At 67.1% G+C, this 13,310-nt stretch carries 11 protein-coding genes; 7 read left to right on the top strand and 4 right to left on the bottom strand.

The genetic code is table 11. The features are described from left to right. Window positions 1–5: 5 nt before the first annotated feature. On the bottom strand, window positions 6–1,073 hold the full coding sequence (gene wecB, locus HMPREF3167_RS07630) for a non-hydrolyzing UDP-N-acetylglucosamine 2-epimerase (protein ID WP_062613703.1): 1,068 nt from the start codon (window positions 1,071–1,073) through the stop codon (window positions 6–8). A 110-nt stretch (window positions 1,074–1,183) separates the two neighbouring features. Here wecB and HMPREF3167_RS07635 point away from each other — a divergent pair, with 110 nt between their 5' ends. Then, window positions 1,184–2,350, top strand: a complete 1,167-nt coding sequence (locus HMPREF3167_RS07635) for a glycosyltransferase family 4 protein (protein WP_062613637.1) — start codon at window positions 1,184–1,186, stop codon at window positions 2,348–2,350. Here the strand turns inward: HMPREF3167_RS07635 and HMPREF3167_RS07640 are convergent. Beyond that, complete coding sequence (locus HMPREF3167_RS07640; protein ID WP_062613636.1) at window positions 2,313–3,467, bottom strand: glycosyltransferase; 1,155 nt, start codon at window positions 3,465–3,467, stop codon at window positions 2,313–2,315. The two genes, HMPREF3167_RS07635 and HMPREF3167_RS07640, sit on opposite strands and share 38 nt — an antisense overlap. Window positions 3,468–3,525: 58 nt before the next feature. Between HMPREF3167_RS07640 and HMPREF3167_RS07645 the strand changes: the two genes are divergently transcribed. From HMPREF3167_RS07645 to HMPREF3167_RS07670, 6 genes are all read left to right on the top strand, one after another. Beyond that, window positions 3,526–5,490 carry a DUF6541 family protein gene (locus HMPREF3167_RS07645; protein ID WP_148132427.1) on the top strand — a complete coding sequence of 655 codons (1,965 nt, stop codon included), beginning with the start codon at window positions 3,526–3,528 and terminating at the stop codon, window positions 5,488–5,490. 94 nt (window positions 5,491–5,584) lie between these two features. Continuing rightward, window positions 5,585–6,658 carry a glycosyltransferase gene (locus HMPREF3167_RS07650; protein ID WP_083281130.1) on the top strand — a complete coding sequence of 358 codons (1,074 nt, stop codon included), beginning with the start codon at window positions 5,585–5,587 and terminating at the stop codon, window positions 6,656–6,658. 113 nt (window positions 6,659–6,771) lie between these two features. After that, window positions 6,772–8,067 (top strand): nucleotide sugar dehydrogenase, encoded by a 1,296-nt coding sequence (locus tag HMPREF3167_RS07655; protein WP_062613634.1) that lies wholly within the window; start codon window positions 6,772–6,774, stop codon window positions 8,065–8,067. 71 nt (window positions 8,068–8,138) lie between these two features. Next, window positions 8,139–8,972: an ABC transporter permease gene (locus tag HMPREF3167_RS07660; RefSeq protein WP_068538812.1), complete on the top strand. Its 834-nt coding sequence runs from the start codon at window positions 8,139–8,141 to the stop codon at window positions 8,970–8,972. After that, window positions 8,969–10,210 (top strand): ABC transporter ATP-binding protein, encoded by a 1,242-nt coding sequence (locus tag HMPREF3167_RS07665; protein ID WP_062613633.1) that lies wholly within the window; start codon window positions 8,969–8,971, stop codon window positions 10,208–10,210. Before HMPREF3167_RS07660 ends, HMPREF3167_RS07665 begins: the two co-directional genes overlap by 4 nt. Beyond that, entirely contained in the window at window positions 10,207–11,553 is a 1,347-nt protein-coding gene (locus HMPREF3167_RS07670; RefSeq protein ID WP_070446331.1) for a glycosyltransferase family 4 protein, read from the top strand. Before HMPREF3167_RS07665 ends, HMPREF3167_RS07670 begins: the two co-directional genes overlap by 4 nt. Window positions 11,554–11,571: 18 nt before the next feature. Here the strand turns inward: HMPREF3167_RS07670 and HMPREF3167_RS07675 are convergent, their stop codons facing one another. Together HMPREF3167_RS07675 and HMPREF3167_RS07680 are read right to left on the bottom strand one after the other, a co-directional pair. Beyond that, window positions 11,572–12,987 (bottom strand): glycosyltransferase family 2 protein, encoded by a 1,416-nt coding sequence (locus tag HMPREF3167_RS07675; RefSeq protein ID WP_062613631.1) that lies wholly within the window; start codon window positions 12,985–12,987, stop codon window positions 11,572–11,574. After that, the gene (locus tag HMPREF3167_RS07680; RefSeq protein ID WP_062613630.1) at window positions 12,984–13,295 is read right to left on the bottom strand and encodes a hypothetical protein; all 312 of its coding nucleotides are present in this window, start codon (window positions 13,293–13,295) and stop codon (window positions 12,984–12,986) included. The genes HMPREF3167_RS07675 and HMPREF3167_RS07680 overlap by 4 nt, the downstream gene beginning before the upstream one ends. Between the last annotated feature and the right edge of the window lie 15 nt (window positions 13,296–13,310).

Below are 13,310 nucleotides of genomic sequence, written 5' to 3' on the forward strand. Positions count from 1 at the left end.
CCTGCCTAGCGGACCCGATCCTGGAGCAACCCGACGACGCGGTCTGCTGCATGCCCGTCGCCGTACGGCGTGGCGTCCGTGTCTGCCGGTCGAGGGCGCGAGGCCGCCTCGATGAGGGCATCGCCCGGCTCGACCAGCACGTTCCAGCCGAGCTGAACCGTCTCTACCCATTCGGTCTCGGTGCGAACCGTGGTACACGGGGTACGCAGGAGGAATGCCTCCTTCTGCAGACCGCCCGAATCGGTGATCACGCCGCGGGCGTGGCGCACCGTGGCGAGCAACTGGCTGTAGGGCACCGGCGGGTGGGTCACGAGATTGCCGCCGCCAAGGGTAAGGCCGTGCTCGGCGCACTTGGCGACAAGGCGCGGGTGGGCGAGGATCACGACGGTGTGATCGACCTGCTCGAGCGAGGAGAGCACGGCGGCGAGGCGCTCGCCGCCGTCGGTGTTCTCCGCCCGGTGGATGGTCGCAATGGAGAAGGTTCCGTTCTCCAGCCCCAGCTCTGCGGCGATCGGGGAGTAGGTCTCGTCGAGTTGGGCCACCTCGGTGAGAAGGACGTCGGTCATGACGTCGCCGACCACCACGGTGCGCTCGGCGAGGCCCTCGTGGGCGAGGTGCTCGGCGGCCACCTGGGTGGGAGCGAGCAGGAGGTCCGCGGCGTGGTCGGTGAGCACCCGGTTGTGCTCCTCGGGCATGAGCCTATTGAAGGAGCGCAGGCCGGCCTCTAGGTGGGCGATGGGAAAGTGAAGCTTGACAGCGGAGACGGCGGCGGCAAGCGTCGAGTTCGTGTCACCGTAGACGAGAACCCAGTCGGGCTTGTAATCCAACAACACACCGTCGAGCTTTTCGAGCATTTTGCCGGTCTGCTCGCCGTGGCTGCCCGAGCCGACGCCGAGGTGGACGTCGGGGGCCGGGATGCCGAGCTCGTCGAAGAACACATCCGAGAGCATCGGGTCGTAGTGCTGGCCGGTGTGGACGATGATATGCTCGACGCCTGCGCGCTCACACGCGTGCGCGATGGGGGCAAGCTTGACAAACTGCGGGCGTGCGCCCACGACGCTAAGGATCTTCATGTGAGTCATTTTAGAGGATGGAATGAGGGGACATAGATTCTTTGAGGTGGGTGTCAATCATAGTCCTTGCCTCCCCCACGCCCCGGCAATCGATATTAGGATGTGGTGCTATGACAAGGTGTGTCATTGTTTCCCGTATCTACGTGCCCGAGCCGGCCGCTGCGAGCTTCCGCCTGCGCGCCCTCGCCCGGGCGATAGCCGAGGACGGCGGTAAGACGCTGGTTATCACCAGCGACATCCCCAACGCTCTGACCGAGACGGGCAACGAGCCGGGGATCCGGGTCAGCCGGCGCCGCGTGCTCCGTGACTCGGAGGGGTATGTGCGCGGCTACCTGCCCTACATGAGCTTTGACCTGCCGGCCTTCGTGCGCCTGCTCGCCGTGCCGCGCCCCGACGTCGTGATCTGCGAGCCGCCGCCCACCACCGGTTTCTTCACGCGGATCGCCTGCACGATCCGTCGCGTCCCCTATGTCTACTACGTGCCGGACATCTGGGCGGACGCGGCACAGACCTCCGCGCCCGCGCCGGTGGTCAAGGTGTTGCGCTGGGTGGAGAACTGGGCTATCGGGGGAGCGGCGCATGTCGTCACCGTCTCCGACGCGGTGGCCGCCCGCCTCGGCGAGCTCGGCCACACGCACGTGACTGTGGCCACCAACGGGATTGACACCGACGTGTTCACGATGGAAGGCCCCACGCCTGCCGACGCCGAGGGGCCGTACTTCGTGTACGCGGGGACGGCCTCTGAGTGGCAGGGGGCGGAAATCTTCGCCCAGGCCATGCGCAAGGTTCACGCCCAGCGCCCGGATGCGAAGCTCGTGTACCTCGGCCAAGGCAGTTCGGCCGAGGCGATCGACGCGATCGCGCGCGAGCTACCCACGGGTGTCATCACCCAGCTGGGCCGGGTGGATGCGCAGGAGGCGGCCGCCTGGCAGCGCGGTGCGGTCAGCGCGCTGGTGTCGATCAAGCCGGGACTCGGCTACGACTTCGCAATGCCGACCAAGGTCTACTCGGCCCTGGCGGTGGGCACCCCCGTTGTCTACTGTGGCCCTGGCCCGTTGCGCGAGCCGATCGTCAGCGAGCGCCTGGGGGCGGTGGTTGCCTACGACGTCGATGAGGTCGCCTCGGCCATGCTGGCCGCGCTTGAGAAGCCTCGGGGCGATGAGGATCGCCGGCGCCGAAGGGCGTGGGTGGTCGAGTCCCACTCGCTGCGGCAGACGGGCCGCACGGCCCTGGAGGGCGTCAAGCGGGCTCTGAGCCCCCGAGCAACTCGCCAATAATCGAGTCGATCGTACGCGACTCGTTCTCGAAGGAGAGCTCGCGCGCGCAGGCTGTCGAGGCCCGCTTCCACTGCTCCACCTGCTCTCGCGTCAGGCTCTGGATGGCATTCACGATCGTGTCGTGCTCGAAGTCCTCGGTCACCAGGCCGAGCCCGTAGCGTTCCACGAGCCGCGCCATCTCCACGGTGGGTCCGACGGCCACGGCGAGCCGAGCCTGGATGAAGTCGAAGATCTTGTTGGGCAACGTCAGGCGGGCGTTTGTGTTGAACGGTGGGATCCAGAAGATGCCCACGTCGTAGGCGTTGAGCGTGGCGGGCAGCTCGTCCGGCTTGACCGGGCCGTGGAAGGTGATGCGCGGGTTATCGCCGGCGATCTCCTTAAGCTTGCGCAGGTAGGCGCCGCCGTCGTTCGCCGGGATGAGGTAGAGATCAAGCGTGACCTTATCGCCCGCGTCCACGGCCCCGGCGATCATCGCCTCGATGTTGCGCCCGAACACGGCGCCGCCGGAGTGGACCAGCCGGATGACCCCGTCCTCGCGCATGGGGCTGGGCTCGAGGTCAGCGAACGGTGCCATGTTGCGCACGAGCCTGGGAGTAACCCCGTAGCGCTCGCGGTAGAGCGAGGCGATCTCCTCACCCACCGTGGACTGGGCGGCGGTCTGCGGAAGATATGTCTTGCAAGCGTAGTCCATGAACGGCGCCACGAGCAGGCGCCAGGAGGTGACGTGCGTACGCTCCTCGGGCGCCCACTCGTGCAGGTCGGCCCATACGGGTGCCTGCCCGCGCACGGCGAACGCGAGCGGCAGGGCCCGGGCGTCGTTGGCGATCACCAGGTCAAAGGTGCGATCCCCGATGAGCGCGAGGGCCGCACGGGTGCCGGGTGCATCCAACTCCACGGACTTGTGCATGCGCAGTGCGAGCTTGAGCACGCCGAGCGGGGTCTGCGGCAGAGAGACGGCCTTGTCCGGCAGCTGAAGATGCTCATCCGAACCCGCGGGCTTGGGGCCGTAACCCACAGTGGTCACGTGGCCGTGCTTAGCCACCACAGAAATTTCCCGGAGCACGCGTGCGTCCGAGGCGATCTTGGAAAAAGAGATGACGAGGATCCGTGGAGTCATGGGTTAAGCATAGCGCGGGGCTCCGCTAGTCTTGACCCGAAGGAGGAACCGCGTGGGCATGATCATCGACTATCTGGGCCTGATGGCGTACGCCGCCGGCATCGCCGCCGCCTGCTATCTTCCCGGCTTCGTTACCGCACGCGCCGGGGGCGCCTCGCGCGCCGTCGCGCTCGTCCTTGCCCCCGCGCTCAGCTTCGCTGCCGTGGGGCTCGGAGGAATCGCGGCGCATGCTGCCGGCATCCGCTGGGGGTGGCCCGTCTTCCTGGGCGCCGCCGCGTTCCTCGCCGGTGTCTGCGCGCTCGGCCGGCGCGGCATGGCGCCCGTCAACGCCGCGTGGGAGTCCCTGAGGGACCGGGCCGTGGATCGCCCGCGCCGCCTGGCCCTCGTCCTCGCTGCCCTTTTCCTCATCGCCCCCATCCTGGCGCTCATCGACCCGAACGTCCCCAGCTCACAGGCCGACCCCATGTTCCACTACAACGGGGTGAACGCGATCGTCCACACGGGCGACGCCTCCGCCCTGTCCGCGATGGGCTGGAACTACGGCGTGAGTGCCGCGCCCGCCACCTACCCCGTGGTCTGGCACGCGCTCCTCGCCCTCTTCGGCAACTCCCACATCCTGCTTGCCTCGCATGCCTTCGCCTACGTCGTGATTCCGATCGTCTGGCTTGTGGGCATGGATGCCTTCGTGCGCGCCGCACTCCCCGGCCGCCCGCGCGCTGGGGTGGCCGCACCGATCGTCGGGGCGATCCTGCCCTACTTCCCGAACTTCATGACAGTCGCGCGCGGCTTTTGGCCCAACGCCATCGCCGTGGCCGTCATCCCCGCCATCTACGCCGTGGGGATCCTTGCCGTGCGTTCCCTGCCGATGCGGGCCCGCGACGCCGTTGCCCCGGTCACGCTGATTGTCGTTGCCGGCGTCGGGATGGGGCTCGCCCACCCGGGCGCCGTGTTCGCCGCCCTGTGGCCGCTCGTCCCCATCGCGGGCGCGCTCATCGTGGTGGGTACAGTACGCGGGATGCGGGAGCGCTCGCGGATCTGGGCGGTGCTCGCGGTGCTCAGCGCCGCCGTTCTCCTGGTGGGCGGACTGCTCAGCCTCCACCCGCGCGTGCAACTCTTCCTCGCCCGCCCGCACCCGCGCTCCTGGAACACAGCCGAACGCCTTAATACCTTGCGTGAGCAGCTCGCGGACGTGCCCGTGGCGCTGGTCGTGGCCGGCGTGATCGGCGTCGTTATTGCGGTAGCGGCCGTGGTGTTCGTGGCGCGATCGGCGTGGCGGGTGAGCGAGGGGCGCTGGCTCTTGGTGGCGTGGCTGGCGCAGTGGCTCATCGTGTTCGGCGCCTACGTGGACGGTAATGTGTTCTCGGACATCGCCGGCATCTGGTACCACGACCCGAAGCGGGCCATGGCCATCCAGACGATCTTCACGGCCCCGCTCATTGCCCTCGCACTCGAGCAGTGGGTGCGAGGCTGGAGGTTTGGCGTCGTCGTGCTCGCCTCCTTCCTGATTGGTGGCGGTCTGAGGGCTAGCCTCTATGCCGATGCCCGTCCGCCGATCGGTCACGATAAGATCATCGACTCGCGCGCCGAGATCGAGCTACTGTCCTCGCTCGACAAGCTCGTGCCCCCGGACTCGGTCATCCTGGGCGACCCAACTACCGGCATCGGTTACGGACCGGCGTACTCGCGGATCGGCGTCGTCTTCCCGCAGGTCAACTACCGCGCGAAAGATCCCGACGCCGACTACCTGCGCCAGAACTTTGCCAGCCTCGACCCGAAGGTGTGCGAGATCCTGCACACCTACGGAATCGGGTACTACTACTCCGATGCCCCGCTCCTCTTCCAGAAGAAGGACCGGGCGCAGACCTGGCCAGGACTCTACGGCGCCACAAACGGACTGGAAGAAATCGCCAGCACAGGCGGGGGAACCCTGTGGAAGATTACCGGGTGTGGGCCGATCCAGCCCACGAACTGGTGGGCGAATCCTCATCGCCTGGCGGCTGCGCATCCGGCGACCACCGATTAGCGCCGAATCCCCCGGAAGGCGACGGCTTTAATGCTAGTGTTGATCGGGCAATGTGGCGGCACATGCCCGCGGAAATGACGTGAGGAATCGTGTGATGAAAGAACTGATGGTCTACCACGCTCCCTACCCGATGGACTGGAACGCCTCAAGCGCTTCGCGCGTCCGGCCCGCCCGCATGCTTCAGGCGTTCCGCGAGAACTACGACGTCCATGAGATTGTCGGCAACCCCAACGAGCGCCGGCGCGCTTTTTCCGAGCTGAAGAAACGGGTGAGGGCGGGCCAGAAGGTGGCCTTCGCATACTCCGAGTCCTCCACGTCCCCCAACTGCCTGGCCACGTCGGTCAAGAAGGGAGTCGATCCCCTGATCGAGCCGCGCATCTTCGCCTACTTCAAGCGCCACGGTATCCCCTTCGGCCAGTTCTACCGTGACGTGTACTGGATGTTCCCCGACCAGCTCACCACGGTGGCGCCGCTACGAAAGTTCATCATGCGGATCCTGTACCGTTTCGACCTGGCGCTCATGGACAAGACGGGCGCCCACCTGTTTGTCCCGACCGCGAAGATGGGGACGCTGTTGCCTGCGTTTTCCGGGCGGTGTACGCCGCTTCCCCCCGGGACGACGCCGGTCGACTCCGCCCATCCCGACCAGCTGTCTCTGTTCTACGTGGGGGGAATCGGCCCGCATTACCGGATGGAGGAGCTGTTCAAGGCGGTCAAACGGGTGCCCGAGGTGCGGCTGACGGCGTGCTTCCCGAAGGCCGGATGGGACTCGGTCAAGGCAGACTACTGGCAATACATGGGCGACAACATCCGGATCGTTCATGCCTCCAACAAAGAGATGCCAGCCTTCTACGATGAGACCTCGGCGGCGCTACTGTTCGTTGAGCCGAGCGAATACCGGGAGTTCGCTGCGCCGATGAAGTTCTATGAGGCGCTGTCCTTCGGCAAGCCCGTTATCACCACGAAGCACACGCACGCGGGCCGCGAGTGCGAACGTCTGGGTGTGGGCGTGGCTCTTGACTACGACGCCGATGCGCTAGAGGCGCTGCTACGCTCCTGGCTCGCCCACCCCGACCAGCTTGCCGCTCTGCAGGCCCGCGCCCGCGAGGTGCGCAATACCGAGCGGTGGCTGGATCGCACGTCCGAGGTCGCCAGGGTCCTGCGCTGAGCGCCGGCGTTCGCGCTGGCCAATTAGCGCATCTCACTTGCCAGCGATGCGCAGATAGCGGCGCCACCTGGCCAGGTGCAGTAGTCTTATATCAGCCAAATAAGGAGTGAATTATGCGTATTGCTGTTATCGCGATGGGCAAGATCGGCCTGCCGCTCGCCGTCCAGTTCGCCGACATGGGCCACGAGGTCATTGGTGTGGACGTGAACGAGGAGACCGTGCGCCTCATCAACGAGGCCACCGAGCCGTTCCCGGGCGAGGCCCACCTGCAGGAGAAGCTCTCCGAGCTGGTTCCGGCCGGCAAGCTCCGCGCAACCACCAACTACGCCGAGGCGATCCCGGATGCTGAGGCAATCGTGCTTGTGGTGCCACTCTTCGTCAACGATGCCACGTGGGAGCCGGACTTCGGCTGGATGGACGCGGCCACGAAATCCCTGGCTGAGCACCTCACCCCGAACACCCTTATTTCGTACGAGACCACCCTGCCGGTCGGTACCACGCGTGGCCGCTGGAAGCCCATGATCGAAGAGATCTCGGGCCTGACCGAGGGCAAGGATTTCCACCTCGTCTTCTCCCCGGAGCGCGTGCTCACCGGCCGCGTGTTCGAAGACCTGCGCCGCTACCCGAAGCTGGTGGGTGGCCTGAGCGAGGCCGGCACCAAGGCGGCGATCGAGTTCTACGAGTCCGTGCTCACCTTCGACGACCGCCCGGACCTGCCGCGCGAGAACGGCGTGTGGGACATGGGCTCGGCCGAGGCCGCCGAGATGGCCAAGCTGGCCGAGACCACCTACCGCGACGTCAACATCGGCCTGGCTAACCAGTTCGCCGTCTACGCCGACTCGGTGGGCATCGACGTCCAGCGGGTGATCGACGCCTGTAACTCCCAGCCCTACTCTCACATCCACCGCCCGGGCATCGCGGTGGGCGGGCACTGCATCCCGGTCTACCCGCGCCTGTACCTGTCCACGGACCCGGACGCGTCGATCGTGCGCACGGCTCGCCAGTACAACGCTGGCATGCCCGAATACGTGGTGGGCCGAGTCGAGTCCCTGCTCGGCGACCTCAAGGGCCAGAAGGTGGCCGTACTCGGCGCCTCCTACCGAGGTGGCGTGAAGGAGACGGCGTTCTCCGGCATCTTCGCCACCGTCGACGCGCTGCGCGAGCGCGGCGCCGAGGTCACGGTCCACGACCCGATGTTCACCGACGAGGAGCTTGCCACGTTCGGCTGGGACGCCTACCACCTGGGCGAGGAGGTGGCCGCCGTCGTCGTGCAGGCCGACCACGCCCAGTACAAGAGCGTGACTCCTGCCGACTTCCCGGGCATCAAGGTGCTCTTCGATGGCCGCCGCGTGACCGACCCGGCCCTGTGGGTGGGAACCCCGCGCCTGGTGATCGGCGACGCGAACTAGACCGCATAAGCCCGAGGGGCGCCACGCGCGCCCCTCGGGCTTCCCTATAGAGATCCAAGGAACATAACCACGTGACGATTCTTGAGGAAGTGCGAAGCTCAAAGGAGCTGCTTCGCAATCTCACGCTGCGCGAGATCAAGGGCAAGTACAAGCGCACGGCCCTGGGGCAACTGTGGTCGCTCGCCAACCCGATCGCCCTGATGATCGTCTACAGCTTCGTCTTCGCAATCGTCATCCGAGTCAACGTGCCGCCAGGGTCGCCCTCGGGGCTGGACCTGTTCGTCATCTGGCTCCTGTGCGGGCTGCTTCCCTGGACGTTCTTCTCCAACGTGGTTAACGGCGCGATGGACGCCGTGACGGGGAACGAAAACCTCATCAAGAAGGTCTACTTCCCCCGCTGGGTGCTGGTGGTGTCCAACACCTCCGCGGCCCTCTACCAGCATGCCCTCGAGCTGGCGATCTTGGCGATCGCGATCCTCATCCTCGGCTCGAACATCCTCATCTACATCCCGATCGTGGCAGTGACCACGCTCATGTTGGCTTTCTTCGCCACCGGCCTTGGCTTCTTCGCGGCGATAGCGAACGTGTACTTCCGCGACGTGCAACACTTCATGGGGATCCTCTTCCAGCTCGGCTTCTACGCCAGCCCGATCGTCTACCCGGTCACGTACGTGCGCGACGTTTCGGATTCGGTGGGCCCGATCATCGGCCCGATCTCGATCATCGATATCTACAACCTTAACCCGTTCGTGCACTTCGCTGCGATCTTCCGCAACCTGCTCTACGACGGGCGCTGGCCCGACTGGCCGGTGTTCGGCATCATGGCGCTGGCCAGCGCGGTGGTGTTCGTCTGGGGTTGGCACGCGTTTACCAAGCGCCAGGATTACCTTGCGGAGGTGCTGTGAACGCTGTCGAGGTCCGGGACGTCACGAAGTCCTTCAAGATTTACTCCGAGCGCAACAACACGCTCAAGTCCGCCATCATGCGCGGGCGTCGCTCCGTCCACCAGGACTTCCAGGCACTCAAGGGTGTCTCGCTTGACGTGCCGCAGGGTTCCACGTTCGCGCTGGTGGGCGACAACGGTTCGGGCAAGTCCACCTTGCTCAAGTGCATCGCGAAGATCCTCGTGCCCAACTCGGGCACCATCACCCGCAACGGCAAGATCGCGGCCATGCTCGAGGTCGGTTCCGGCTTCCACCCCGAGCTGTCGGGCCGCGACAACATCTACCTCAACGGCTCTATCCTGGGCATGTCCCGCGCCGACATCGACGCCCGCCTGGATGAGATCATCGCCTTCTCCGGCGTGGAGGCCTTCATTGACCAGCCGGTCAAAAACTACTCCTCTGGTATGTACGTGCGCCTGGGCTTCTCCGTGGCAATCCACACCGAGCCGGACATCCTGCTAGTGGACGAGATCCTCGCCGTCGGGGATGCGGCCTTCCAGGAGAAATGCACCAAGAAGTTCGTGGACTTGAAGAATGAGGGCCGCACGGTCGTCGTCGTCTCCCACTCCGTTCCGCAGCTGAAGCAAATGGCGGATCACGCCGCGTGGCTCAAGGAGGGCGTGCTGCAAAAGGTGGGCCCGGCCGAGGACGTGCTGGACGACTACGCCGACTCCACCCGCTTCTTCACCGGCATTGACGATGCGGGGCGCGTGCGTTGGGGAAGCGGCGAGGCGCGCGTGGACCAGGTGGAGGTGCTGCGCGGGGACGGCAGCCCGGTGATGGGTTCGGTGCGCACGGGCGAAGAGCTCATCTTCCGCCTGCACTACACCGCCCACGAGCGCATCGAGCGGCCCGTCTTCGGCTTTTCCCTGTCCTCCAACGACGGCACCTACCTGTGGGGCAACAACACCCGCGACCAGCACTTTGGCATCGACTTCATCGAGGGTCCGGGCACGATCGACCTGCGAGTGCCGAACCTGGTGCTCCAGCCGGGCCTGTACACGATCGACGGTTCGGTGGTGAACACGACTACCGAGCATGTCTACGACTACGTACGCGAGGCGAACGGGATCGCGGTGCGCAACGGCGTGCCCTTCGAGTCGGGTGGGTATGTGATTTTGGATGGGCGCTGGTCGATGCCCGGCCGCGACGAGCAGGACCACTGGGGACGCCCCGGCAAGCCACACTTGGAGGCATGATGCGGATCGCGATCGTCACCCTTGACACCTTCGGCCAGAAGATGGCCGGCCCCGCCATCCGCGTGTGGGAAATGGCGGGTTTGCTGAGCTCCGAGCATGAGGTGGAGGTCTTCACCTTCGGTGCTGTCGAGCGCGAGGGGGAGGGCTTTCGGCTGCGCCGCACGCGCGTGGAGGACTTCCGCGGTGAGCTTGGGCAACCGGACGTGGTCATCATCCAGGGATACCTGGTGCGCACCTTCCCGTGGCTGGCTACCTCCGCCTTCAAGCTGGTGGTGGACCTGTACGATCCGTTCCACATCGAGTCCCTTCAGGTGGAGCGCTTCCACCCGATGGATGAGCGCCAGCGCGCCATCGACCACGCGCTCGGCGAGCTGAACGCACAGGCGCGCGGCGGGGACTTCTTCCTGTGCGCCTCGAACAAGCAACGCGACTTGTGGCTGGGCCACCTCGCCGCGCTGGGCCGCATCAACCCCCTTACCTACGATGATGATCCGCAGCTGCGCCACCTCATCGACGTCGCTTCCTTCGGAATCTCCTCCACACCGCCGGTGCGGACACGGGCGGCGGTACGCGGGGTGATCGACGGGATCGGCGCGGATGACCGGGTGATCGTGTGGGGCGGCGGGGTCTACAACTGGTTCGACCCGCTAACCGTGATCCGCGCGGTGGACGCCGTGCGCGCCGACGTGCCGAACGTCCGCCTGTTGTTCATGGGCGCCAAGCATCCCAACCCCGATGTGCCCGAGATGCAAATGCTGCGCAACGCCCGCGAGCTCGCCGACCGGTTGGGCCTGACCGACACTCACGTCTTCTTCAACGAGGAGTGGGTGGAGTACGCCGACCGGCACAACTACCTTCTCGACGCCGACCTGGCCGTCTCCGCCCACCTTCCGGGCCTGGAAACCGACTTCTCCTTCCGCACTCGCATGCTCGACTACCTGTGGGCCGGGCTGCCTATCGTGACCAGCGAGGGCGACTTCTTCGCCGAGCTCGTGGCCGAGCGCGGGCTCGGGCGCGCGGTGCCCACGCAGGACGCGGACGCGATGGCCCGGGCCTTCCGGGAGTTCCTCACCGACGACGCCGAACGCGCGGCCTGCGCCCGAAACGTCGCGGAGGTGGCGGCGGACTTCACATGGGAGAGGACCCTGGCGGCACTCGCGGCCTACTGCCGCGACCCGTGGGAGGCTGCCGACCGGCCGCTCGGCCGGCGCGGGCAGGGGGAGCAGGGCCCGGGCCCTGGGCGCGGGTACCGGGTGTTGGCGCGCAAGGCGGTGCGCTCGGTGCGCGAGCGCGGCCTGCGTGCCACGGCCGCGCAGGTGCGGCGATACCTCACGCGCAACTAAGTATGCGGTCCAGCGCGGTTAGCCCCAGACGTTGACGTAGGGGTCCTGCCCGATCCACGGCTCCCACTGGGCCATCCAGCCAGCCTCCCTGTCTGTCAGCACGTGCGTGCGCGTGGTGGATTCGCGGTGGATGAGCGAGACCGCGTTGTCCTGGAGGTTGGTCAGGCCGCAGGCGTGGAGCTTGAGGCAGAAGTCGACGTCGTTGTAGTTGAGCGGCAGCTCCTCGGTAAGCCCTCCCACGGCGTGAAAATTCTCCCGCGAGACGAGCAGGCAGGCGCCCGTGACGGCGAGGAAGTGGGCGAGGCCGCTGGCCACGGGGTCGGCGATGTCTTCCGGGCGCAGGCCCATATAGAGGTGGTTGGGCTCGAGGTTGCGCGGGCTGACCACGATCCCGGCGTGCTGGATTGTACCGCCCGGGAACATGAGGCGGGCGCCCACGGCCCCCACATCGCCAAGGGTGGCCAGGCCGAGCAGGGAGTCGAGCCAGCCGGGGGAGGTCGCCTCCACGTCGTCGTTGAGGAGCAGGAGGTGGGTGCCGCTCGCAGCGGCGGCGCCGGCGTTGATGGAAGCGGAGAAGTTGAACTGGCCCGCCACGCGTACCACCTGCACGCCGAAGTCGGCGGCCTGATCGAGCACCGTCTCGGGCATGCGCGGGCCGGCCACCACGATGATCTCTTTGACCTCAGTTGTCTCGCTTAGCGAGCGCAGGCAGCGCAGGAGCGCGGGCTCGATTCCCTCGGGCGTGGTGATCGGGGTGCCGATCGAGGGGATGATGACCGAGACGGAAGCCTGGTCGGTGGGCCCACCCAGGGCGAGGCGGGCGCCGGCGGGGGTGGCACGTTCGGAGGCGCGCACGTAGGCCAGGGCCTCGAGCACGGCGGCGCGGGCGGCCCAGCTGAAAGGCGCGGGCCCCACGCCGGGCGCAAAGACGGCGTCGGTGGCGCTGGTGGCGGGGGCGTCCCAGGAGTCGAGGAAGACGGGGATGTGCTCCAGACCGTCGTCGATGGCGGCGAGTCGCAGCTGGTACCACCACTCGGCGGGATCCACCAGGGCGGCGAGCGTGGCGCGAAGGAGGCCGGCGCGGACCACGATCGAGTCGCCAGCGGAGGCCGCCGCCCACAGCGCGTACCTCTCGGCGCGCGGGCGGGTGAGCGGGTGACCGGCGGCTAGAGTGTCGCCGTAGAACGCGCTCGCCGGGCGCCCGGGGGAGCGAGCCAGCCACACGCTGAGCGCCTCGATGGCGCCCGTGGCGGGGGAGACGCCGGCGGGCAGGAGCCAGACCAGCTCATCCTCGGGGAAGGTCACGTCCTTGGGGCGCGGGGCGCCGTGCTCGCCCGCCTCCGCGCGCACCAGCTCCCACCCGGCCGGCAGCGAGGCAGCCCAGGCGGGGATATCGGTGCTGGCTGGCCCGGCGTGGAGCGCGAGCACCTTCATCGGCGCGCCAGCTTCTTCAGGCCGTGGTAGGCGGCGTAGGGTACTTTCGCCATCGGCTCGGGTAGCTTATCCACGATCGGCTTGACCACCTCGACCGCGGACTTCGGGATGTGCAGCTTCTTCATCTCCAGCTCGGCCACGCGCTGCGTGAGGGCCGCGATCGTGGCGTCGCGCTCGCGGATGTCGGCGTAGGCGCGGGCGAGCTTGGCCTCAAGCTCGGCGTCGATGAGCGCGGAGCTGGCCGCGCGCACCTCGTCTGCCTCCTCGGCCAGGGCCTGGCGCAGCAGGGAATCGTTGTCATCACTCATGGGCACCATCCTACG

It is taken from the genome of Trueperella sp. HMSC08B05, assembly GCF_001808405.1.
In the GTDB taxonomy this organism is placed as follows: domain Bacteria; phylum Actinomycetota; class Actinomycetes; order Actinomycetales; family Actinomycetaceae; genus Trueperella; species Trueperella bernardiae.

Bases quoted from the DNA above. Each gene is read 5' to 3' on its own strand.
- wecB (WP_062613703.1), bottom strand. From the start codon at position 1,073: ATGAAGATCCTTAGCGTCGTGGGCGCACGCCCGCAGTTTGTCAAGCTT.
- HMPREF3167_RS07635 (WP_062613637.1), top strand. From the start codon at position 1,184: ATGACAAGGTGTGTCATTGTTTCCCGTATCTACGTGCCCGAGCCGGCC.
- HMPREF3167_RS07640 (WP_062613636.1), bottom strand. From the start codon at position 3,467: ATGACTCCACGGATCCTCGTCATCTCTTTTTCCAAGATCGCCTCGGAC.
- HMPREF3167_RS07645 (WP_148132427.1), top strand. From the start codon at position 3,526: ATGATCATCGACTATCTGGGCCTGATGGCGTACGCCGCCGGCATCGCC.
- HMPREF3167_RS07650 (WP_083281130.1), top strand. From the start codon at position 5,585: ATGAAAGAACTGATGGTCTACCACGCTCCCTACCCGATGGACTGGAAC.
- HMPREF3167_RS07655 (WP_062613634.1), top strand. From the start codon at position 6,772: ATGCGTATTGCTGTTATCGCGATGGGCAAGATCGGCCTGCCGCTCGCC.
- HMPREF3167_RS07670 (WP_070446331.1), top strand. From the start codon at position 10,207: ATGATGCGGATCGCGATCGTCACCCTTGACACCTTCGGCCAGAAGATG.
- HMPREF3167_RS07675 (WP_062613631.1), bottom strand. From the start codon at position 12,987: ATGAAGGTGCTCGCGCTCCACGCCGGGCCAGCCAGCACCGATATCCCC.
- HMPREF3167_RS07680 (WP_062613630.1), bottom strand. From the start codon at position 13,295: ATGAGTGATGACAACGATTCCCTGCTGCGCCAGGCCCTGGCCGAGGAG.